16 protein-coding genes are annotated in these 21706 nt (G+C 67.2%); 6 read left to right on the top strand and 10 right to left on the bottom strand.

The window, feature by feature from the left end; translation table 11 throughout:
* Positions 1-10 precede the first annotated feature (10 nt).
* Complete coding sequence (locus AB3347_RS23310) at positions 11-1129, bottom strand: succinylglutamate desuccinylase/aspartoacylase family protein (RefSeq protein ID WP_369094095.1); 1119 nt, start codon at positions 1127-1129, stop codon at positions 11-13.
* Between the two features lie 184 nt (positions 1130-1313).
* On the opposite strand from AB3347_RS23310, the gene AB3347_RS23305 reads away from it, so the two are divergent.
* Genes AB3347_RS23305 through AB3347_RS23295 form a run of 3 tightly spaced genes read left to right on the top strand, consistent with a single transcriptional unit; the run spans position 1314 to position 6273 of the window.
* Positions 1314-2276: a MurR/RpiR family transcriptional regulator gene (locus AB3347_RS23305; RefSeq protein ID WP_369094094.1), complete on the top strand. Its 963-nt coding sequence runs from the start codon at positions 1314-1316 to the stop codon at positions 2274-2276.
* Positions 2277-2300: 24 nt separating this feature from the next.
* The gene (locus AB3347_RS23300) at positions 2301-5057 is read left to right on the top strand and encodes a TonB-dependent receptor (RefSeq protein ID WP_369094093.1); all 2757 of its coding nucleotides are present in this window, start codon (positions 2301-2303) and stop codon (positions 5055-5057) included.
* Positions 5058-5067: 10 nt separating this feature from the next.
* Complete coding sequence (locus AB3347_RS23295; RefSeq protein WP_369094092.1) at positions 5068-6273, top strand: cyanophycinase; 1206 nt, start codon at positions 5068-5070, stop codon at positions 6271-6273.
* A gap of 192 nt (positions 6274-6465) precedes the next feature.
* Here the strand turns inward: AB3347_RS23295 and uvrA are convergent, their stop codons facing one another.
* Entirely contained in the window at positions 6466-9315 is a 2850-nt protein-coding gene (gene uvrA, locus AB3347_RS23290) for an excinuclease ABC subunit UvrA (RefSeq protein WP_369094091.1), read from the bottom strand.
* A gap of 350 nt (positions 9316-9665) precedes the next feature.
* On the opposite strand from uvrA, the gene AB3347_RS23285 reads away from it, so the two are divergent.
* Positions 9666-10391 carry an acetyltransferase gene (locus AB3347_RS23285; RefSeq protein WP_369094090.1) on the top strand — a complete coding sequence of 242 codons (726 nt, stop codon included), beginning with the start codon at positions 9666-9668 and terminating at the stop codon, positions 10389-10391.
* Between the two features lie 213 nt (positions 10392-10604).
* Entirely contained in the window at positions 10605-11108 is a 504-nt protein-coding gene (gene ssb / locus AB3347_RS23280; protein WP_027867110.1) for a single-stranded DNA-binding protein, read from the top strand.
* A gap of 433 nt (positions 11109-11541) precedes the next feature.
* On the opposite strand, the gene mnhG is transcribed toward ssb, so the two are convergent.
* From mnhG to AB3347_RS23245, 7 genes are read right to left on the bottom strand one after another with little or no spacing between them, the layout of a single operon-like run.
* Positions 11542-11949: a monovalent cation/H(+) antiporter subunit G gene (mnhG, locus tag AB3347_RS23275; RefSeq protein WP_369094089.1), complete on the bottom strand. Its 408-nt coding sequence runs from the start codon at positions 11947-11949 to the stop codon at positions 11542-11544.
* A complete protein-coding gene (locus tag AB3347_RS23270; RefSeq protein WP_369094088.1) occupies positions 11946-12224 on the bottom strand; it encodes a K+/H+ antiporter subunit F in 279 nt (92 codons plus the stop codon). The genes mnhG and AB3347_RS23270 overlap by 4 nt, the downstream gene beginning before the upstream one ends.
* Positions 12208-12726: a Na+/H+ antiporter subunit E gene (locus tag AB3347_RS23265; RefSeq protein ID WP_369094087.1), complete on the bottom strand. Its 519-nt coding sequence runs from the start codon at positions 12724-12726 to the stop codon at positions 12208-12210. Before AB3347_RS23265 ends, AB3347_RS23270 begins: the two co-directional genes overlap by 17 nt.
* Positions 12723-14342 (bottom strand): monovalent cation/H+ antiporter subunit D, encoded by a 1620-nt coding sequence (locus tag AB3347_RS23260; RefSeq protein WP_369094086.1) that lies wholly within the window; start codon positions 14340-14342, stop codon positions 12723-12725. The genes AB3347_RS23265 and AB3347_RS23260 overlap by 4 nt, the downstream gene beginning before the upstream one ends.
* Entirely contained in the window at positions 14339-14683 is a 345-nt protein-coding gene (locus AB3347_RS23255) for a Na+/H+ antiporter subunit C (protein WP_369094085.1), read from the bottom strand. The genes AB3347_RS23260 and AB3347_RS23255 overlap by 4 nt, the downstream gene beginning before the upstream one ends.
* Positions 14683-17613, bottom strand: a complete 2931-nt coding sequence (locus AB3347_RS23250) for a monovalent cation/H+ antiporter subunit A (protein ID WP_369094084.1) — start codon at positions 17611-17613, stop codon at positions 14683-14685. The genes AB3347_RS23255 and AB3347_RS23250 overlap by 1 nt, the downstream gene beginning before the upstream one ends.
* 22 nt (positions 17614-17635) lie before the next feature.
* Complete coding sequence (locus AB3347_RS23245) at positions 17636-18535, bottom strand: universal stress protein (protein ID WP_369094083.1); 900 nt, start codon at positions 18533-18535, stop codon at positions 17636-17638.
* A 154-nt stretch (positions 18536-18689) separates the two neighbouring features.
* On the opposite strand from AB3347_RS23245, the gene AB3347_RS23240 reads away from it, so the two are divergent.
* Complete coding sequence (locus AB3347_RS23240) at positions 18690-20465, top strand: ABC transporter ATP-binding protein (protein WP_369094082.1); 1776 nt, start codon at positions 18690-18692, stop codon at positions 20463-20465.
* Here AB3347_RS23240 and AB3347_RS23235 read toward each other — a convergent pair.
* Positions 20447-21445: a Gfo/Idh/MocA family protein gene (locus tag AB3347_RS23235; RefSeq protein ID WP_369094081.1), complete on the bottom strand. Its 999-nt coding sequence runs from the start codon at positions 21443-21445 to the stop codon at positions 20447-20449. The genes AB3347_RS23240 and AB3347_RS23235 overlap by 19 nt on opposite strands.
* Between the last annotated feature and the right edge of the window lie 261 nt (positions 21446-21706).

Here is a 21706-nt window from a genome sequence, read left to right as displayed (position 1 = left end):
GATTGACTCCTTATTGGCTCAGCAGGGGACCCGAACGGAAGGGCGTGGCGCCCGCGATCTTGCAGACCTGCATGCCGCGCTGCAGGTAACGGTGGGCGGTGCTGGCGAACAGCAGGCCGTCCTGGCTGGCGCGCAGGGTGGCAGTGACGCCATTGACCGGGTTGACGATGTCGGCCACCGCCTCACCGGCGCCGACCCGGTCGCCTGGCTTCTTCAGCAGCACCAGCACGCCCGATTGCGGTGCATGGAGCGGCTCGACACCGGCCAGCGGGGTTGGGTCGCATTGCGGCGCCGGCGGTGCGCCGAACGGGATGTCGAGCAGGCCCTCGCACGCCAAAAACTGCAGCAGCGCGCGCGCATCCTGCTCGGCCAGGTCGTAGCGCACGTCCATCTCGCCGCGCAGTTCGACCGTCATGGCGGCGCAGGCCGGCGGGATCGGCGTGTCCGCGCCGAAGTGCGCCGCCAGCTCCCACCACAGGCGGCTGCAGGCTTCGTCGAAGGGGGCGCCGCCCGAGGCGCTCGACAGCAGCAGGGCGCGCGCACCGAGCAGCGCGGCCAGCGGTTCCGCCCGTTGCGCCAGCGGGGTGCCCGCGTACACGTGCAGCAGGCCTTCGTTATCGCAATGCAGGTCGAGCACGATGTCGGCATCGATCGCCATCGACAGCAGGGTCTTCTTCAGCAGCGCGACGCTGTCCTGCGCTTCCCAGCGCGCCACGGCGGCGCGCGCCTCGCGGCGGATCGTCGCGACGTTGGCGTGCGCATCGGGTCCGAGGCGCCCGGCCAGCGCCCCCTTCAGTTCCTCCGCGACGTGCAGGAAAGCGCGGTTGAAGTTGACGCCGGTGCCGAGGTCGAAGCGGCCGAAGGGGGTGCCGTGCACCACCTGGGACAGGCCGATGGGATTGGCCGCCGGGACCAGCACGATCTCGCCCTTGACGCGCCCCTGCGCGTCGAGCCGTTCCAGCTCGCGGCGCAGGAACTGCGCCACCAGCATCGCCGGCACCTCGTCGGCATGCAGGGCCGCCTGGATATAGGCCTTCCTGCCGCTGCCGGGCGCACCGTAGTGGCAGGACACGAGTTGGTGGAGGGCGAGTCCCGGCTCGGTCGCGATCGGGTGTGTCTGTATATGCATGCGAGCTCTCCGCTGGCCGGCATGGCGGCTCCGCCGGGGCGGAAACCGCGATGTCGGTTTTTTTACACAGTGTGTATCAATGAAAGAATATTTTCAAATTCCTGTTGAGTTTGCCACAGAAGATGATTACATTTGGAAAATATTTTGAATATTGCATGACATTAAAATAAGCGAAGCAGACAACATGTCCCCATCCGCCAAGGCCAACGCCTCACCCGACATCGGCTTCGCCGAGTCGTCGCTCGGCCAGTCGCTGCTGCGCATGCTGGCCGAAGGCTCGGCGTCGAACCGGACGATCGCCGACCACCTGTTGCGCAACCAGGTGCGCGTGACCGCCCTCGGGATCGAGGAACTGGCCGAGGCCTGCGAGGTGTCGACCGCCACCATCAGCCGCTTCGCGCGCGACCTCGGCTTCAAGAACTATGCGGCGATGCGCAGCGCCGTGGCCGAGACCCTGCAATCGGTGCTGCAGCCGGTCGAGAAGCTGCGCAGCACCATCGCGCGCCGCAGCGCCTCGCCGGCGCTGGAAAGCCTGGGCTATGCGGAAGCGGGCATCATCGCCACCAGCCGCGCGCTCACCAAGGACGAGCTCGATCGCATCGGCAGCGTCCTGATGCGCGCCCGCACCGTGTATGTGCTGGGATTCGGCCTCTCCACCTTCCTGGCCGGCGCGCTGGCCATGCACCTGCAGCCCTTCTGCCGCCACGTGGTCGAAGTCGCGGCCGCCGGCGGCACCGAGGTCGCGGCCAGCCAGCTGGCGACCGTCACCGACAAGGACGTGCTGGTGGTGATCTCGCTGCCGCGCTATACGCTGGCGGCGGTTTCGCTGACCCGCTTCGCGCGCGACAGCGGCGCCACCATCGTCTCGATCACCGATTCGCCCGCGTCGCCGCTCGCCGAACTGGGGCACCACGTGCTGTATGCGCACAGCGCGCACCCGGTGCTGCCCAGCAGTTCGAGCGCGGCGCTGGCCGTCATCGAGGCGCTCGCCGTGTCCCTGATGACCTCCAACAAGGCCAACGTGGCCAAGGCGGCCCGCCACACCGAGGCGATCGCCGCCTACCTCTACGGCGAACACCAGATCCGATCCAGCAGTACGCAGAAAAAAGAGGGCGCCCGCAAGCGCCAGTCCGTGAAGAAGTCCTGAGTCATCACCAACAGGGAGCAATGCATGAGCAAGCACATTTCGAGTACCTTGCGGCCGACCATTCTGGCCACGAGCGTGGTGGCCGCGCTGGGCCTGATGGCGCAGCAGGCCTGGGCCCAGGCTACGCCGCAGCCTGACGTTCCCAAGATCCAGCGGGTGGAAGTCACGGGCTCCCTGATCAAGCGCCTCGACAGCGAAGCGGCGCTGCCGGTGGAGGTGATCTCGCGCGAGAGCATCGACAAGATGGGCGTCACCACCGCGGCCGAGCTCATCAAGAACATCAGCGCCAACACGGCGCCCCTCACGGACGGCCCCAGCATCTCGGACTCGACCTCGGGCCAGCGCGGCTTCAACGGCGCCAACATGCGCGGCATCGGCGTATCGTCGACCCTGATCCTGCTGAACGGCCGGCGCCTGGCCAACTTCGCCTCGCCCGGCGACAACGCCGGCGTCGACCTGAACAACATCCCGGCCGGCGCGATCCAGCGCGTCGAGGTGCTCAAGGACGGCGCCTCCGCGATCTACGGCACCGACGCGATCGGCGGCGTGATCAACTTCATCACGCGCAAGGACTATACCGGCATCGACCTGGCGGCATCGGCCGCCGGCACCCAGCACGGCGGCGCCGGCAAGCGCACCGCCAGCATCAGCGGCGGCACCGGCGACCTCGCCACCGACCGCTTCAACGTCTGGGGCGTGCTCGACGTGCAGCAGCTCGACGCCCTGCGTTCGGGCCAGCGCAGCTTCATCGCCGAGCGCGCACTGGCCACCACGCTGCCGGCCCAGATGTCGAGCAACACCTTCCCCGCCAACGTCGACATCTCGGCCGCCCAGCGCAGCGCCCTGATCGCGGCCGGCCTGCTGCCGGCGGGCAGCCGCGCCAGCCGGGTCAACCCGAGCGCGCCGAACTGCAACCCGCCCGCCACCGTCTACGCGCCCCAGGGCCCGGGCGGCGTCGCCGGCTGCAGCTACGACTACATGGAAGACACCGAGATCTACCCGGATTCGCGCAAGATCGGCTTCATCGGCCGCGCCACCTTCCAGGTCGACGAGAACAACCAGCTGTTCGCCGAGCTGGTGCAGACCGAGGCCACCACCAAGTACGTGCTGTCGCCGAACCCGGTGCGCATCCGCAACCTGCCGGTGAGCATCCTGCCGGACGCCTACCGCCGCGCGCTGAGCGGCCCCGGCCTGCCGTCCACCTTCAGCGGCATCCGCTACCGCATGAAGGAAGCGGGCAACCGCAGCAACGAAGTGACCAGCGAAGCCCAGCGCCTGGTGCTGGGCGCCACCGGCAACATGGCCGGCTGGGACTACGACCTGGCCGTGGCGCGCGCCGAGAACCGCGCGGTCGACCGCTACTTCGACGGCTACGTCCTGTTCGACAAGTTCGACGCGGCCGTGCGCAACGGCACCGTCAACCCGTTCGCGCCTTCGTCCCAGGCCGGCCTGGACCTGATCAACTCGATCAAGGTCGACGACGAGGCGCGCAAGGCCAAGGGCGTCTCGACCTCGATCGACGGCAAGATGTCGCGCGCCCTGGCCACGCTGGGCGGCGGCGACCTGGCGCTGGCCATCGGCGGCGAATTCCGGCGCGAGCACCAGATGTTCACGCCCTCGAAACTGCTCGAGTCGAACAACATCGCCGGCGACCGCGACAGCACGGTGCCGGCCGGCCAGCTGCTCGAGGTCGAGACGGCCGACAACACGCGCAAGGTCGCGTCGGTCTTCACCGAGATCAACGCGCCCTTCACGAAAGAGCTGGAAATGCAGTTCGCGCTGCGCTACGACCACTACAGCGAGGTCGGCTCCACCACCAATCCGAAGATCGGCCTGCGCTGGCAGCCGAACGCCACTTTCCTGGTGCGCGCCTCGGCCGGCACGGGCTTCCGCGCGCCCTCGCTGTCGGACCTGAAGCGTCCGACCATCTTCGGCACCTCGGCCGGCATCCTGACCGATCCGCAATGCGTGGCGCAGGAGGGCAGCATCGACCTGTGCACCGACCAGTGGAACGTCGAGCGCCGCTCGAATCCCGACCTCAAGCCGGAAAAATCGCGCCAGTTCACCCTCGGTACCGTGGTCGAGCTGAACAAGCGCGCCAACTTCTCGATCGATTACTGGAACATCGAGAAGAAGGACGTGATCAGCACCCTGGGCGAGCAGGTCATCATCGAGAACCCGGCCGCCTACAACGGCAAGTACATCGAGCGCGACGAAGACGGCTTCATCTCGAACATCCTCCTCATGAAGGAAAACCAGGGCCGCCTGAAGACCTCGGGCATCGACATCGCGGCCGACTGGCGCAGCGAGCGCGGGGCCTGGGGCCGGTTCGGCGTGAACCTGTCCGGCACCCGCATCCTGAAGTACGACCGCCAGTACGGCCCGTCCGAGCCCTTCCGCAGCAACCTGGGCGTGTTCCTGAACGACCAGGCGATCCAGAAGTGGCGCCACCGGATCAGCCTCGAGTGGGACCACGGTCCGGTCAGCCTGACCCTGGCGAACCAGTACTCGTCCAGCTACACCGACCAGAACACCACCTACGACCCGTTCACCGACAGCCTGCTGGCGCCCAACCACGTGAAGGCCTACTCGCTGTGGGACCTGACCGGCAGCTGGACCATCACCAAGCAGCTCAAGCTGCGCGCCGGCGTGCTGAACCTGCTGGACAAGGATCCGCCGTTCTCGAACCAGGCCTATTTCTTCCTGGCCGGGTACGACCCGAGCTACACGGATCCGCGCGGCCGCAACGCCTTCGTCAGCCTGAACTATTCGTTCCGCTAAGCGAGGGTCTATGCTGAAGAGCCTGTGTTTCGCGCTGGCGCTCGCCGGCGCCTCCGCCGCTGCCATGGCCGCGGAGGCGCCGAAGGGATCGCTGGTCATCATCGGCGGCGGCCTGCGCGCCGAGAACGCCGCGGTGTGGGACAAGATCGTGGCCCTGGCGGGCGGCAAGGGGGCGCGCATCGCCGTGTTCCCGACCGCCGCCCAGAACCCGGCTTTTGAAGGGAGCAAGGCGGCGGAGAACCTGAACCGCCATGGCGCCCAGGCCTTCGTGGTGCCGCTGGCGCCCAAGCTTGCAGGCAGCGACGCCCGCAAGGCGGCGGAGGACCCGGCCATCGCGGACGCGGTGCGCGGCGCCGGCGGCGCCTTCTTCACCGGCGGCGACCAGGCCCGCATCACCGGCTCGCTGCGCCGGCCGGATGGCGGCAACAGCGCGGTGCTCGACGCGCTGTGGTCGATGTACCGGCGTGGCGGCGTGATCGCCGGCACCAGCGCCGGCGCCGCGATCATGAGCAGCACCATGTTCCACGATCCGCCGCTGGACGTGATCCCGGTGCTCAAGCACGGCGTGGTGGACGGCAAGGACATCGCGCCGGGACTCGGCTTCATCGGCGACGAGGTGTTCGTCGACCAGCACCTGCTGGTGCGCGGCCGCTTCGCGCGCATGCTGCCGGTCATGCTGGCCAAGGGCTACAAGCTGGGGCTGGGGATCGACGAGAACACCGCCGCCGTGGTCGGACCGAACCGCGAGGTGACGGTGGTCGGCTACACCGGCGCGCTGGTGCTGGATTTGACCGAGGCCGGCACCGACAAGGCCAAGCCCCTGTTCAACCTGTCGAACGCACGCGTCAGCTACCTGGACAACGGCGACCGTTTCAACCTGGCCAGCCGCAGCTATACGCCCGGCCCAGGCAAGGAAGCGGTCGACAAGAGCCTGCGCGAGCACCGCGAGGCGCTGTTCTACACCGACATCCTGGGCAATACCTCGATCGTCAACCTGCTCGAGAAGCTGGTGGACAGCAACCTGGAGCGCGCCACCGGCCTGGCCTTCGAGGGCCCGGCGAGCCGCGCGCCGGAGCGTGGCTTCGAGTTCACCTTCACCCGGGTGCCGGACAGCCAGGAGTACGTGACCAACCGCGAGGATGCCTGGTCGATCTACCGCATCCGGATGGACGTGCGGCCGGTGCGGATGCAGCAGCCGCTGTACACGGTGGAATGAAAAAAGGCCGCCCTGGATAGAACCAGGGCGGCCTTTTCGTTTGGCAGGAAGTCATCGTAGGGTGCACGGCTTCGCCGTGCGCGCGTTCGAACAGTGCGTGCACTGCAGACGCAGCATCCATGCGTATGGGAGTCGAACGCGCGGACGGGAAACCCGTCCACCCTGCCAAAACTCCCGCTTCGCCTGGCTGGATCAGCCCTTCAGCAGTGGCTTCAGATACTTGCCGGTGACGCTGGCCTTGTTCTTCGCCACTTCTTCCGGCGTGCCCGCGGCCACGATCTGGCCGCCGCCCGCGCCGCCTTCCGGACCGAGGTCGACGATCCAGTCCGCGGTCTTGATCACGTCGAGGTTGTGCTCGATGATCGCCAGCGTGTTGCCCTGGTCGCGCAGGCGGTGGATCACCTTCAGCAGCAGGTCGATGTCGGCGAAGTGCAGGCCGGTGGTCGGCTCGTCCAGGATGTACAGGGTACGTCCGGTATCGCGCTTGGACAGTTCCAGCGACAATTTGACACGCTGCGCCTCGCCGCCGGACAGCGTGGTCGCGCTCTGGCCCAGCTTGATGTAGCCGAGGCCCACGTCCAGCAGGGTCTGCAGCTTGCGCGCGATGACCGGCACCGGCTTGAAGAACTCGTGCGCATCCTCGACCGTCATCTCCAGCACTTCGGTGATGTTCTTGCCCTTGTACTGCACTTCGAGCGTTTCGCGGTTGTAGCGTTTGCCGTGGCAGACGTCGCAGGGCACGTACACGTCCGGCAGGAAGTGCATCTCGACCTTGATCACGCCGTCGCCCTGGCAGGCCTCGCAGCGGCCGCCCTTGACGTTGAACGAGAAGCGGCCCGCCGAGTAGCCGCGTTCCTTCGCGGTCGGCACGGTGGCGAACAGGTCGCGGATCGGCGTGAACACGCCGGTGTAGGTCGCCGGGTTCGAGCGCGGGGTGCGGCCGATCGGCGCCTGGTCGACCGAGATCACCTTGTCGAAGTGCTCCAGGCCGTGGATCGAATCGTGCTCGGCAGGCTCGGTCTGCGAACCGTACAGGTGGCGCGACAGGGCCGGGTACAGGGTATCGTTGATCAGGGTCGATTTACCGGATCCCGAGACCCCGGCGATACAGGTCATCAGGCCCACCGGCAGCGTGAGCGACACGTTCTTCAGATTATTGCCGCGAGCGCCGGTGATCACCAGCTGGCGCGCCGGGTCGGCCTTGGTGCGCTTCTTCGGCACCTCGATTCTGCGGCGGCCGTCGAGGTACTGCGCGGTCACCGAGTGCTCGTTCTTCATGATCTGCTCGAGCGTGCCCTCGGCGATGATCTGGCCGCCGTGCACGCCCGCGCCCGGCCCCATGTCGACGATGTAGTCGGCGGTGCGGATCGCATCCTCGTCGTGCTCCACCACCAGCACGCTGTTGCCGATGTCGCGCAGGTGCTTCAGCGTGGCGATCAGGCGGTCGTTGTCGCGCTGGTGCAGGCCGATCGAGGGCTCGTCCAGCACGTACATCACGCCGGTCAGGCCGGAACCGATCTGCGAGGCCAGGCGGATGCGCTGGGCTTCGCCGCCCGAGAGCGTATCGGCGCTGCGGTCGAGCGACAGGTAATCGAGGCCGACGTTGTTCAGGAACTTCAGGCGCGCCGTGATTTCCTTGATGACGCGCTCGGCGATGTCCTTCTTGGCGCCGCTGAGCTCCAGGGTCTCGAAGAAGGCGAGGGTGTCGCGCAGGGGCTTGTCCGAGACCTCATAGATGGCGCGTTGCTGCGCTCCCTGGCCGATCTTGACGAAGCGCGCTTCGGTGCGCAGGCGTGCGCCCTCGCAGGACGGGCACTTCTTCTCGTTGATGAACTTGGCCAGCTCTTCCTTGACCGCCATCGAGTCGGTCTCGCGGTAGCGCCGCTGCAGGTTGTTGACCACGCCTTCGAAGGTGTGCTCGCGGATCACGGTGCGGCCGCGCTCGTTGACATAGCTGAACGGGATCGCGGTCTTGCCGGAACCGTGCAGCACGGCCTCCTGCGCCGCCTTCGGCAGGGTCTCGAAAGGCTTGTCGAGGTCGAAGTCGTAGTGGGCCGCCAGGCTCTGCAGCATCTGGTAGTAGAACTGGTTGCGGCGGTCCCAGCCCTTGACGGCGCCGGACGCCAGCGACAGGTGCGGGAAGGCGACGATGCGCTTCGGGTCGAAGAACTCGATGTGGCCGAGGCCGTCGCATTCCTGGCAGGCGCCCATCGGATTGTTGAACGAGAACAGGCGCGGCTCCAGCTCCTGCAGCGAATAGCCGCAGACGTTGCAGGCAAACTTGTTCGAGAAGACAGTTTCCTTCTCGGTATCCATTTCATACGCCACGGCGCGGCCGTCGGCCAGGCGCAGCGCGGTCTCGAAGCTTTCGGCCAGGCGCTGCTTGATCTCCGGATTGACCTTGACGCGGTCGATCACGACGTCGATGCTGTGCTTCTCGGTCTTCTTGAGCTTGGGCAGGTCGTCGATCTCGACGATCTTCGCGGCGTTGACGCCGCTGGCGACGCGGAAGCGCACGAAACCCTGGGCCTGCATGGCCTGGAACAGGTCGGTGTGCTCGCCCTTGCGGCCGGCCACGACCGGCGCCAGGATCATCAGCTTGGTGCCTTCGGGCATGGCGAGCACGGCGTCGACCATCTGCGACACGGTCTGGGCCGCCAGCGGTTCGTGCGGGTGCTGCGGGCAGTAGGGGGTACCGACGCGCGCGTACAACAGGCGCAGGTAGTCGTGGATCTCGGTGACGGTGCCGACCGTCGAGCGCGGGTTGTGCGAGGTGGCTTTCTGTTCGATCGAGATGGCCGGCGACAGGCCTTCGATCAGGTCGACGTCCGGCTTTTCCATCAGCTGCAGGAACTGGCGCGCGTAGGCCGACAGCGACTCGACGTAGCGGCGCTGGCCTTCGGCGTAGAGGGTATCGAAAGCGAGCGAGGACTTGCCCGAACCCGAGAGGCCCGTGATGACGATCAGCTTGTTGCGCGGAAGGTCAAGGTTGATGTTCTTCAGGTTGTGCGTGCGCGCACCGCGGATACGAATTTCTTCCATTAAGTTTTTAAAGGCTTTCAATAAGTTTTGCGGGGCCGGCGCACATGGGTGTCGCGGGTGAGCGGGCCAATCGGGGAGAACCCATTAGTGTAGCTGGTTTTTGGAAGTGCTGTACATGCATCCAGCACTTTTGTGCCGCAAGGACACAGCGGCCTGCATGCGTGAGTAGAGGTATCTGATGCGCTCCCGCGCTAGTTCAATAGTCCAGCCGTCAACAATCGGAACTTTTTTATCGGGTCATTCCCGGGTATCCGCACGGACCGCTTCGTAGTAGAGTGTTGATTTCGGGCAAGTCGCATGGGTCTCGTCGGCCATGCGGTCTTGCCGGCAGTGTCGAGCGCGAGGAAAGCATGCAAATTACGACTGAAGACGATTTCACCGGTGTCCAGGAAGACCACCCCTGGGCCGCCCAATTCACGGTGCTGGGCTACGCCAGCGGCGGCATCAGCACCATTCCCCACAACTTCTTCCGCGACTGGCTCGACCAGGAAGCGCAGCATGGCCATTTTCATATCGGCCGCTGCTCGGGCCTCGGGGTAGGCTCGCTGGTCAAGTACGACGCCGGCCACCAGGGCCTGGGGATCGGCCGCTTCGTGGCCGGTGGCCTGCGCCTGCGCTTCCTGCTCAACGGCCAGCACGAGAGCAAGACCATCTCGACCTACATGTTCTCGGTGGCGGGCATGGGCCTGCGCAATGCGCCGCCGCCGCAGTACGGCGATTCGATCGTCAAGAACGACGTCTGGATCGGCGACGAGGTCATGATGCTGGGCGGCGGGATCATCGAGAACGGCTGCATCATCGGCGCCCGCTCGCTGCTGCCGCCAAACTTCCGTTCGGAACCCTACGGCATCTATGCCGGCTCGCCGGCCAAGCTGATCCGCTTCCGCTTTTCCGAAGCGGTGCGCGCGGCCCTGGTCGACCTGGCCTGGTGGGAAATGCCGCTGAGCTGGATCCGCGACAACAACGCAATGTTCCTTCAAGACATGACCGCCGACGAAGACCAGGCCCTTGCCACGATTGCCAGCTTAAAAGCCAGCCGCGAGGCCTATGAGGCGCAGCACGGCAAGCAGACCTGAACCGCTCCGGCAGGGGCGTTCTTGAGGCGGATCACCGCGTTTGCAGGCACCGCCCCGGGCCTGCCGCGGTCTCAGGATACGTGCTGCAGCGCCGCGAAAAAAGCACTTTCGGTTCCTGCTCATCGGCCCCATAATAGCCAGTTGCAGCACACGTTCCCTGACGCTTAGTCACGTGCAGAGTCAGGGCTCTACAAAATCTACTGGAGTATCAACATGGCATCAGTTAACAAGGTCATCATCGTCGGCAACCTCGGCCGCGACCCGGAAATCCGCTACATGCCGAGCGGCGACGCAATCGCGAACATCGCGGTCGCCACCTCGTACAAATCGAAAGACCGCCAGACCGGCGAACAGAAAGAGCTGACCGAGTGGCACCGCATCTCGTTCTTCGGCCGCCTGGCCGAGATCGTCGGCCAGTACCTCAAGAAGGGTTCGTCGGTTTACGTGGAAGGCCGCCTGCAGACCCGCAAGTACACCGACAAGGACGGCATCGAGCGCTACGCGACCGACATCATCGCCGAGAACATGCAGATGCTGGGCGGCCGCCAGGGCATGGGCGGTGGCGACAGCATGGGTGGTGGCATGGATGACGGCGGCGGCTACGAGCCGCAGCAGCGCCCGGCCCCGCGCCAGGCCCCGCCGGCACCGGCAGCCCGTCCGCAGCCGCAGCGTCCGGCGCCGAACTTCTCGGACATGGACGACGACATTCCGTTCTAAACCGAAGCATGTCCTCATGAGCCAAAGCCCGCTTTCTATCAGGAAAGCGGGCTTTTTTCATGGTCGACCCCCGTTCATAAAGCGGTATTGGCTTGCGCGGTTGGCATGCCTCTTCCTGTCCTCTTCCCTCGATGCGTTTTAAAGCGAGGGCGCACATGGCATATTGAGCACGAAGAATGTGCTTGTCTAAGTTAGTAGCCAGGGGTTTGATGAAGCTCAGACAGTCTCGATATACATTGTGGTCGCGTTCGCTATGTGGGCAGAGGGCATGTTTGCCTCGGCCGTGGTAAGGCCCGCCGCCGCAGCGCGTCCATTAACAAGGATGACCGTAGTCTCGAGCGTCGCAAAGGCCGCCAGCCTTCTCCGGTTGGACGAACGCCCGAAGGCGGCGCGACCAGGGTGGCATCCAGTTCGCACGGTGACCGGCAGCTTACTAACGACCGGGAACGCCCTCGTCGGATTCTTCGGGAATGACGTACACATCGCCCGCCGTCGCCCCGGCATCGTGCTTTCTCGCCCGCAGGTCGCGGTAGACGGCGGCGCGCATGATCGTCATCGACACTACCGGCGCGGTCAGCAGGATGAACACCGAGATGATCAGCTCGTGGATGACGGGGCGCGACTTGGCCACCGTGAAGTACAGCATCGAGGCCAGCAGCAGGCAGCCGGCGCCGAGCGTGACGGTGATGGCCGGGCCGTGGATGCGCTGGTAGAAGGTGGGCAGGCGCAGCAGGCCGAACGCGCCGATCAGGACGATGGTGGCGCCGAGCACCAGCAGCAGGGCCACCGGCAAGGCCGCCCAGGCGGGGATGTGTTCGATGCCGCTCAGGAAACCGTTCATTCGATGATCTCCCCGCGCATCAGGAACTTCGCCATTGCCACGGTGGACACGAAGCCGACCAGGGCGATCAGGATCGCCACCTCGAAATACACCTGGGTGCCGAAGCGGATGCCCAGCACCAGCGCCAGCAGGATGGCGCAGATCCACAGCGTGTCGAGCGCCAGCACCCGGTCGTGCGCCGCCGGGCCCAGCAGCAGCCGCAAGGCGCAGCAGCCCATCGCCACCAGCACGCACACCATGGCGTAGCCGATCGCCAGTTCAAGCACGAGTTGCATGGTCGTCCTCCGATTCGAATATCTGGATGAGGGGCGCTTCATAGCGCTCCTTGATGGTCTCGACCCACCACTGCGCGTCGTGCAGGTCGAATACGTGCAGCGACAGCTCATGGCGCTCGGGCAGGATCTCGACCCAGACCGTCCCCGGCGTCATGTTGATGAGGCAGGAGAGCATCGCCAGGCCGTAGGGATCGCGGATCGTCAGCGGGACGCGGATGAACTGCGCGTTCACGGTCTCGTAGTCGCGGAACAGGATGATCCTCGACACGTTGAAGCACGAGCGCACGATCTCGACGAAGGCCATCCACATCAGGCGCAGGAAGGTCAGCGGCGCGCGCATGCGCGGATAGCCGAAGGGCTGCAGCCGGCGCGTCAGCAGCGGCACGGCGATGCCGAGCAGCGCGCCGAACAGCAGGTTGGCCGGGTCGAGCGTCTGGTTCAGCAGCAGCCACAGCGCGCACAGCGACAGCGACACGATGGGGAAGGGCAGCCAGGGCGTCATGGCGTCTCCGCGGCGGGGCCGGGTACCGGGAGCGTGTCCAGCACCTGCCTGAGGTAGAGGGCGGGATGATGAAGGTCGCTGCTGGCGCGCGCCAGGTAGCGGTACACCGGCTGGGCCTGCACCGTCAGCAGCACCGACACCACCAGCAGGGCCGCCACCGGCAGCGCCTCGGCGGCGTGCAGGCGCGGCGGGGCCAGGATTTCCGCCGCCCAGAAGGTGCGCACCCCGAAGCGCATCAGCGACACGATGGCGACCAGGCCGGAAGCGATCACCAGCGCCATCAGGGTCCAGCCGCCGGGGCCGATCGGCGCCAGGCCCGGTCCCGGGTTGACCAGCGCATGGAACATGCCGAACTTGGCGACGAAGCCCGACAGCGGCGGCAGGCCGGCGATCATCAGGGCGCAGCCGGCGAAGGCCAGCGACAGGAAGGCCATCGCGGCCGGCACCCCGCGGCCCTTCGGCTCGACCGGGGTGTCCTCGACGGCATACGCTTCCATCGTCAGCGCCAGCATCGCGGCGCCCGGCGTGCGGATGCGGTCGATCAGCTCGATCAGCAGCACGAAGGCGGCGATGGCGATGGTGGAGGCGATGAAGTAATACAGCCCGGCGGTGACCAGCGGCTGCTGGCCGTAGCCGATCACGGCCAGCAGCGTGCCCGACGAGACGATGGCGGCGTAGCCGGCCATCCGGCCGGCGGTGTCGGTGGCCAGCATGCCGGCCGCGCCGAACACGATGGTCGCCATGCCGCCCCACAGCAGGGCGTCGTAGCCGAAACGCCCGGCCTCGCCCGCGCCTTCCGGGAACACCAGCAGCCAGATGCGCAGGACCACGTAGGCGCCGACCTTGGTCATCAGGACCAGCATGGCGGCCACCGGCGGCGAGGCGGCGGCGTAGGTGGTCGGCAGCCAGAAGCCGAGCGGCCACATGGCGCCCTTGGTCAGGAAGGCCAGCGCCAGCACCGCCATCCCGGCCTTGAGCAGGCCGAGGGCGTGCGGCGGCAGCGCGCCGACCCGTCCCGCCAGGTCGGCCATGTTGAGCGTGCCGGTGGTAGCGTAGATCATCGCCACCCCGATCAGGAACAGCAGGGAGGCGGCCAGGTTGATCGCGATGTACTGCATGCTGGCGCGCAGGCGCGCCACGTTGTAGCCGTGCAGGACCAGGCCGTAGGACGCCGCCAGCATCACCTCGAAGAACACGAACAGGTTGAACAGGTCGTGGGTGAGGAAGGCGCCGTTGATCCCCATCAGCAGGAACTGGAACAGCGCATGGAAGTGCACTCCGATCCGGCCCCAGCGCGGCTGGGCATAGTGCAGGGCGGCCAGGGCCAGCAGCGCGGTGAGCACCAGCATGATGGCGGACAGGCGGTCGGCCACCAGGGCGATGCCGAAAGGCGCGGCCCAGTTGGCGGCGAAATACGCCTGCATCCCGCCGGGCCAGTGCTTGTCGGTCAACAGCACCAGCGCCAGCGCATTGGCCAGCAGGCCGAGTAGCGAGACGTAGCCGACCGCAAATTTCAGCCGGTGGCGGCCCTCGGTGAGCGAGGCGAGCAGCGCGCCGCACAGCAGCGGCAGCAGCACCGGCACGATCACGAGGTGGCGGGTCCAGTCCAGGCTCATTCTTCGGGCTCCTCGCCGTCGACGTGGTCGGTGCCGGTCAGGCCGCGCGCGCCGATCATCACGACCAGGTACAGCGCGGTGGTGGCAAAGCCGATCACGATGGCGGTGAGCACCAGCGCCTGCGGCACCGGGTCGGCCAGGAGCGCCGGATCGGGCGTGGTGCCGGGCGGCGTGAGCGGCGGCCGGTCCACGCTCAGGCGGCCCATGGCGAAGATGAACAGGTTGACCGCATACGACATCAGCATCAGTCCGGTGAGCACCTGGAAGCTGCGCGGGCGCAGCACCAGCCAGATGCCGGAGCCGAACACGATGCCGATGGCGAGCGAGAGCACGGTTTCCATTACCCGATCTCCTTGGTGGGTGGCATGGCGCCCGCGGCGGCGCCTGGCTTGGCCCCTGCCGCGCCCGACACCGCGCGCCGCGAGCGCAGCGACTGGTGCGCCAGCGCTACCAGGATCAGCATGGTGGTGCCGACCACCACCAGGAACACGCCGAGGTCGAACACGAAGGCCGAGGGCAGGTGCAGTTCGCCGAACAGCGGCAGCGTGACATGGGCGGTATGGCTGGTCAGGAAGGGATAGCCGAGCAGCCAGGCGCCGAGGCCGGTGCCGCAGGCGGTTGCCAGGCCACAGCCGATCCAGCGGTGCGGCCGCAGGCGCAGGCGCGACTCGACCCAGTCGGTGCCGGCCACCATGTATTGCACGATCAGGGCGGTGGCGAAGATCAGGCCCGCCACGAAGCCGCCGCCCGGCAGGTTGTGGCCGCGCATGAAGAAGTACACGGCGACCACGCCCATCACCGGCAGCAGGAAGCGCAGGTACACCGCCTGCACCATCAGGTAGCCGTCGCGCGCCTGTTGCCCCGGCTTCTGGCCCACCGCCGGGTCGACGTCGTTGGCCTGCTGCACCGGAATGGCGACGCTCTCCGGCGCCGGGCGGAAGCGCCGCAGCAGGGCGTAGACCGTGAGCGCCACCGCCGACAGCACGGTGATCTCGCCCATCGTGTCGAAACCGCGGAAGTCGACCAGCAGCACGTTGACGACGTTGGCGCCGCCCCCCTCGGGCAGGGCGTGCAGCACGAAGAAGTCGCGCAGGGCGGCAGCGGCGCCGTCCTGCGGCGTGCTCAGGACCGCGTAGCTGGCCGCCGCCAGCCCCAGTCCACCCGCCACCGCCACCAGCGCGTCGCGCGAGCGGCGCAGGCCGGTAGCAAGCGGGATGCGCCCCGCCAGGTGGGCCGGCTGCAAGCGTGGCGGCAGCCAGCGCAGGCCGAGCAGGATCAGCACCGTGGTCACCGTCTCCACCATCAGCTGGGTCAGCGCCAAATCGGGCGCGGACAGCCACAGGAAGGTGGCGCTGGTGGCCAAGCCGGTGCCCCCGACCAGGGCCAGGGCCGCCACCCGGTGGTACTTGGCCTTCCAGGCGGCCGCCACGGCGCAGCCCGCGCCGATCAGCCACAGCAGCGCGAACAGCGGATCGGCATTGGCCAGGGCGGGCGCGGCGAGCTGCGGCACCGGCCAGGCCAGCAGCAGGGGCACGGCCACCATCGCCGCCATCAGCACCAGCAGCTGGGGTTGCAGGCGCCGGGTGCCGGCCACGCGGATCAGCCAGGATGCGCCCTGCGCCAGGCCGAGCATGACGTTCTCGTAGAGCTGCGCGCCCTTCAGGCGGTGCAGCACCGGCACCCGGTCGCGCTGCGCGAGTGCGAACCGGTTACGCAGCACGAGGTAGCCGAGCAGGCCCCCGGCCAGCGCGGCAATGCTCATCAGGAGCGGCAGGTTGACGCCGTGCCAGATCGCCAGGCTGTACTCGGGCATGGTGGGCCCGAGCACCGCATGCGCGGCCACCGCCAGCACGTCGCCCACCACGCGTTCGGGCAGCACGCCCACCGCGATGCACAGCAGGACCAGGCATTCGATCGGCACCCGCATCCAGCGCGGCGGCTCGTGCGGCTCTTGCGGCAGGTCGCGCGCCAGGGGGCCGAAGAACACGCTGATGAAGCGCAGCGAGTAGATCACGCTGAACAGGCCCATCAGGCCGGCCGCCACCGACATCCACCAGTTCTCGCTGCCGCCCACGATCATCGTCTCGGCGAAGAACATCTCCTTGGACAGGAAGCCGTTCATCAGCGGCACCCCGGCCATCGAGGCGCTGGCCACGATCGCCAGCGCCGCGGTGTGCGGCATGGCGCGCCGCAATCCGCGCAGCCGGCGCATGTCGCGCGTGCCGGTTTCGTGGTCGACGATGCCGACCGCCATGAACAGCGAGGCCTTGAACACCGCGTGGTTCATGGTGTGGAAGATCGCGGCCACCACCGACAGCGGGGTGCCGATGCTGAGCAGGACCGTGATCAGGCCGAGGTGGCTGATGGTGGAGTAGGCCAGCAGGCCCTTCATGTCGTGCTGGAAGATCGCAAAGAAGGAACCCAGCAGCAGGGTGCAGACGCCGGCGCTGCCCAGGATCCAGAACCATTCCTCGCTACCGGCCAGGGCCGGCCACAGGCGCATCAAGAGGAACACCCCGGCCTTGACCATCGTGGCCGAGTGCAGGAAGGCGGAGACCGGCGTCGGCGCCGCCATCGCGTGCGGCAGCCAGAAGTGGAAGGGGAATTGCGCGCTCTTGGTCAGCGCCCCCAGCAGCACCAGCACCAGGGCCGGCACATACCACGCATGGGCGCGGATCCGGTTGCCGGCCGCGATCACCTTTTCCAGCTCGTAGCTGCCGGCGATATGGCCGAGCAGGATCACCCCGGCCAGCAGGCACAGGCCGCCGATGGTGGTGACGGTGAAGGCCATGCGGGCTCCGCGCCGCGCATCGTTGCGCTCCTGCCAGTAGCCGATCAGGAGGAAGGAGGTGACGCTGGTCAGCTCCCAGAACACCACCAGCTGGATCAGGTTGCCCGACAGGACCACGCCGAGCATCGCGCCCATGAAGGCCATCATGTAGGCGTAGAAGCGGGCGACCGGATCGCGCTGCGACATGTAGTAGCGCGCATAGAGCAGGACCAGCAGGCCGATGCCGAGCACCATGACGCTGAAGACCCAGGCCAGGCCGTCCATGCGCAGCGTGATGTCGAGCCCGAGGTCCGGCAGCCAGGCGTAGCGTTCCAGCGGCACGCTGCCGTTGGCGATCAGGTCGAAGCGGGAGATGGCAAGCGTCAGGGCCGCCAGGGTGGCGATGCCGGCGACGGCGGCCGGACGGTCGCGCGAGCCGCCGGGCATGCAGGCGGCGATCAGGGTCGCGGCGAAGGGGAGGAGGAGCAGTAGCAGCAGCATCGCTCAACTCCCGCCAGGGCGCTCAGCCATCGGCGCCGCCTTCCTCGCGCACCAGCAGGGTGTCGCAGGCCAGCTGCCGCAGCAGGTCGTCACCGCGGCTGCCCATGAAGACGCGCGTGATGCCGGAACGGGGGCGCACGCCGAACACCACCAGCTGGGTCGAGTTGTCGAGGGCGTAGCGCGCCACCGCCTCGGCCACCCGGCCCTGGACGATGGCGGGGAGCAGCAGCGCGCGGGCTTCGGGCGGCAGTGCGCAGTCGTCGAGGAAGCTCGCGCTGCGCGCCATGCCTTCCTCGACAGCGACCGCCAGCGTGTCGCCGGGGGCGCCGGCGCTGCCTTCCAGCACATGCAGCAGGGTGATCCGGCGGCCGGGAAACAGGCGCAGGGCGGTGTCGAGCGCCTGGCGCGCCGCCTCGGAAAAATCGCTCGCCACCACGATGCGTTCGTAGCTGCCGCGCGTGCGCTGGCGCACGACCAGCAGCGGCTGCGCCAGCTCCTGCGCCAGGCGCTCGGCGGTGGAGCCGAGCAGCAGCTGCTCGAAGCTGCCGTCGCGCGACGCGCCCATGACCACCAGGGCATCGGGCAGGCCGCGGGCGGCGCCGAGGATGCTGTCGGTGACCTCGCCTTCCAGCACCTGCAGGGTCGGCGCCACGCCGGTGCCGGCGAATTCTTCGGCCAGTTCGCGGCGCGCAGCCAGCTCGAAGCGATGGACGGCGGGACTGCCGTCGAGCCAGGACGCGACTTCTTCGGGCGTCTGCGGGCCGTCGCGCACGGTCAATACGGCGAGCTCGGTCTGCCATTCGCGCGCCAGCTGCTTGGCCCGGTCGAGCGGGCGGTCGCAGCGCGCGCACAGGTCGGTCGCCAGCAGCAGGCGCTGGGGCGGGGACTGTAGCGGCAGGGCACGGGTACTGCTGTCGTTCACACGATTCTCCATGCTGGATGGGTGGCAAATATGTCTACTGTACTGTTTTTGCATGGGTTGCGGCAACCCGTTACTTCGAATACATCTGGTCTTCGCGGGGACCGTGGCCTGCGGGCGTGCGCGCCAAGCTCATCCGGGTTGATAAGATTCCATCATGCACATCCTCTGGAATTACCTGCGCCCGCATTGGCGGCTGGCCGTGCTGGCGCTGCTGCTGGCCGGCCTCGCACAAGTGCTGAACCTGGTCGATCCGATCATCTTCGGCAGGATCATCGACGAGTATGCCCTCCACCCCGGCGGCCGGACCGACGACGAACTGGTGGCGGGCGTGCTGCGCCTGCTGGGACTTGCCGTGCTGGTCGCCCTGCTGGCGCGCCTGGCCAAGGCCCTGCAGGACTACGTGACGCGGCTGACCGTGCAGCGGCTGGGCGTGGCGATCTTCAACGACGGCCTGCGCCATGTGCTGCGCCTTAAATACCAGGAATTCGAAGACCTGCGCAGCGGCGAAACCTTGTCGCTGCTGCAGAAGGTGCGCGCCGACAGCGAGCGCTTCATCAATACCTTCATCAATACGGTGTTCGCGTCGGCGGTCGGGGTCTCGTTCCTGGTTTGGTATGCCGTCACCAAGCACTGGCTGCTGGTGCCAGTGTTCCTGGTCGGGGTGCTGGTGCTGGGCGGGCTGACCGGCCTGCTCTCGCGCGAGATCAAGACACAGCAGCGCTCGATCGTGCGCGAGACCAACCGCAACTCCGGCTTCATCACCGAGTCGCTGCGCAACATCGAGCTGATCAAGAGCCTGGGCCTGACCTTCACCGAGATCCGGCGCCTGCGCGCGCAGACCGACAGCATCTTCGCGCTCGAGATGGAAAAGGTGAAGCGCATCCGCCTGCTCTCCTTCCTGCAGGGCAGTACCCTGAGCCTGCTCAAGCTGGCGGTCCTGTTCGCGCTCTTGTGGCTGATCTTCCGCGACGTCCTCTCGACGGGTGAGCTGATCGCGATGCAGTTCATCTCGGTGGCGATCTTCGCGCCGCTGCAGGAGCTGGGCAACATCATCCTGGCGCACCGCGAGGTCGAGGCCTCGCTGCTGAACTTCCGCGCACTGATGGACAAGCCGATCGAGCGCCGCCCGCAGGATTTCGTGGAGATCGGGCCGCTCGAGCAGATCCGTTTCGCCGAGGTCGGCTTTCGCCACAAGGGTGCGCCGGAAGATTCGCTGGTGGACATCTCGTTCAGCGCCGCGCTGGGGCAGACGCTCGCTTTTGTCGGGCCCTCGGGCTCCGGCAAGTCGACCCTGGTCAAGCTGCTGGTCGGGCTGTACGCGCCGGCGCGCGGCAAGGTGTACTACAACGAGATCTCGACCGAGGACCTGCGCTACAACGAGGCGCGGCGCCAGATCGGTTTCGTCACCCAGGAGACCCACCTGTTCGCCGGGACCATCCGCGACAACCTGCTGTTCGTGAAACCGGATGCGAGCGACGCGCAGATCATGGCCGCGATGGCGCAGGCGTCGTGCGCCAGTCTGGTCGAGAAGTCGCCCGAGGGGCTGGACACGCTCATCGGCGAGCGCGGCATGAAGCTGTCGGGCGGCGAAAAGCAGCGCCTGTCGATCGCCAGGGCGCTGGTGCGCGAGCCGCGCCTGCTGATCTTCGACGAGGCCACGTCGGCGCTCGATTCGCTCACGGAAGAACAGATCACCAACACCGTGCGCGACATCTCGGCGCGCGCCGGCCAGATCACGATCCTGATCGCGCACCGGCTGTCGACCGTGATGCATGCGGACGTCATCCACGTGCTGGAAAAGGGACGCATCGTCGAAACCGGTTCGCACGCGGCCCTGGTGGCGCAGAAGGGCCTGTACTACGCGATGTGGCGCCAGCAGATCGGCGAGCGTCCGGTACCTGCAGCGGCCGTTCAGGTGTCCGACGGATAGCGCAGGCCGATCTGTGCGCGGATCCGGTCGAGCAGGGCCATCAGCGCCAGCGTGTCCTCGTGCGTCATCAGGGGATGCTCGATCAGTCCCTGGCGCAGGCAGCGGCCGGCCTCGATCGCTTCGTGGGTATAGCCGTTGCCGAGGTAGGGCGTCGGGATGGTGCGCGAGGAGCCGTCCTGCAGGTCCACCGTGATGCGGTCGGTCAGGTGGAACATGCGGTGCATGCGGATGCTGCCCCCGGTGCCGGAAACGATGAGTTCCGATGCCGATCGCGCGCGGATCGAACAGCTGCAGATCGACAGCGTGCCGCCCACGTGCTTCATGGTGAAGGCGGTGCTGGTGTCGACCGCGACGTCCTTGTCGCTGCTGCTCATGATGGCGCTGGCCTGTACGCTCTCCGCCCTGCCCAGCAGGGCGCAGGCGATCGACAGCGGGTAGATGCCGAGGTCGAGCAGGGCGCCGCCGCCCAGTTCGCGCTTGTTGACGCGGTGTTCCGGGTCGGTGGTCGCGGAAAAGCCGAAGTCGGCATGTACCTGGGTCACCGTGCCGATCTCGCCGGAGGCCATGATGCGCTTCACCTCGGCCAGCGCCGGCAGGAAGCGGGTCCACATCGCCTCCATCAGGAACAGGTTCTTGGCCCGCGCCAGCGCCACCACTTCGCCGGCTTCGCGGCGGTTGATGGCGAAGGGTTTCTCGCACAAAACCGCCTTGCCGGCGCCGAGCGCCAGCAGGGCATTCGGCGCATGCATCGGGTGCGGCGTGGCGATATAGAGGATGTCGACGCCGTCGGCCTGCGCCAGCGCCTCGTAGGAGCCGTAGGCTTGTCCGATGCCCAGCTCGCGCGCAAAGGTCTGCGCGCCCTCCGGCGTGCGCGATCCGACCGCCGCCAGCACCGCGCCGGGCGCGTGCTTCAGTCCGAGCGCGAAGGCGCGCGCGATGCCGCCGGTTCCCAGGATGCCCCACCGTACCGCGTCGTCCATGCGATGTCTCCTCTGCGTTTGCGCCAGTCCTTCGGAAGCATACTCCGGTGCCGCAGCGTTGGGAATGCTGCGGTCAGCGGGACGCATTCGCTGGAGTTAAAAAATCGCTTGCAATTAAATAGTGCGCTATGTATTATCCTTTGCATGGCAAGGACGAGCTGGTCCGCCTGGTCCTGAAGGGGACTGGCAGGGGAAGCCGGCCCGCCGTGCTGTGATCGCTACCAATTAAGTAGCGCACGATACAATCGCATTAAAAATATC

It is taken from the genome of Massilia sp. X63 (genome assembly GCF_041023745.1).
Lineage (GTDB): Bacteria > Pseudomonadota > Gammaproteobacteria > Burkholderiales > Burkholderiaceae_D > Telluria.
The sequence above is the reverse complement of the archived record's forward strand: the minus strand, read 5'-3'. Positions and strand labels throughout refer to the sequence as shown.

Excerpts from the sequence above, each read along its gene's own strand:
- AB3347_RS23310 (WP_369094095.1), bottom strand. The coding sequence starts at position 1,129 with ATGCATATACAGACACACCCGATCGCGACCGAGCCGGGACTCGCCCTC.
- AB3347_RS23305 (WP_369094094.1), top strand. The coding sequence starts at position 1,314 with ATGTCCCCATCCGCCAAGGCCAACGCCTCACCCGACATCGGCTTCGCC.
- AB3347_RS23300 (WP_369094093.1), top strand. The coding sequence starts at position 2,301 with ATGAGCAAGCACATTTCGAGTACCTTGCGGCCGACCATTCTGGCCACG.
- AB3347_RS23295 (WP_369094092.1), top strand. The coding sequence starts at position 5,068 with ATGCTGAAGAGCCTGTGTTTCGCGCTGGCGCTCGCCGGCGCCTCCGCC.
- uvrA (WP_369094091.1), bottom strand. The coding sequence starts at position 9,315 with ATGGAAGAAATTCGTATCCGCGGTGCGCGCACGCACAACCTGAAGAAC.
- AB3347_RS23285 (WP_369094090.1), top strand. The coding sequence starts at position 9,666 with ATGCAAATTACGACTGAAGACGATTTCACCGGTGTCCAGGAAGACCAC.
- ssb (WP_027867110.1), top strand. The coding sequence starts at position 10,605 with ATGGCATCAGTTAACAAGGTCATCATCGTCGGCAACCTCGGCCGCGAC.
- mnhG (WP_369094089.1), bottom strand. The coding sequence starts at position 11,949 with ATGAACGGTTTCCTGAGCGGCATCGAACACATCCCCGCCTGGGCGGCC.
- AB3347_RS23270 (WP_369094088.1), bottom strand. The coding sequence starts at position 12,224 with ATGCAACTCGTGCTTGAACTGGCGATCGGCTACGCCATGGTGTGCGTG.
- AB3347_RS23265 (WP_369094087.1), bottom strand. The coding sequence starts at position 12,726 with ATGACGCCCTGGCTGCCCTTCCCCATCGTGTCGCTGTCGCTGTGCGCG.
- AB3347_RS23260 (WP_369094086.1), bottom strand. The coding sequence starts at position 14,342 with ATGAGCCTGGACTGGACCCGCCACCTCGTGATCGTGCCGGTGCTGCTG.
- AB3347_RS23255 (WP_369094085.1), bottom strand. The coding sequence starts at position 14,683 with ATGGAAACCGTGCTCTCGCTCGCCATCGGCATCGTGTTCGGCTCCGGC.
- AB3347_RS23250 (WP_369094084.1), bottom strand. The coding sequence starts at position 17,613 with ATGCTGCTGCTACTGCTCCTCCTCCCCTTCGCCGCGACCCTGATCGCC.
- AB3347_RS23240 (WP_369094082.1), top strand. The coding sequence starts at position 18,690 with ATGCACATCCTCTGGAATTACCTGCGCCCGCATTGGCGGCTGGCCGTG.
- AB3347_RS23235 (WP_369094081.1), bottom strand. The coding sequence starts at position 21,445 with ATGGACGACGCGGTACGGTGGGGCATCCTGGGAACCGGCGGCATCGCG.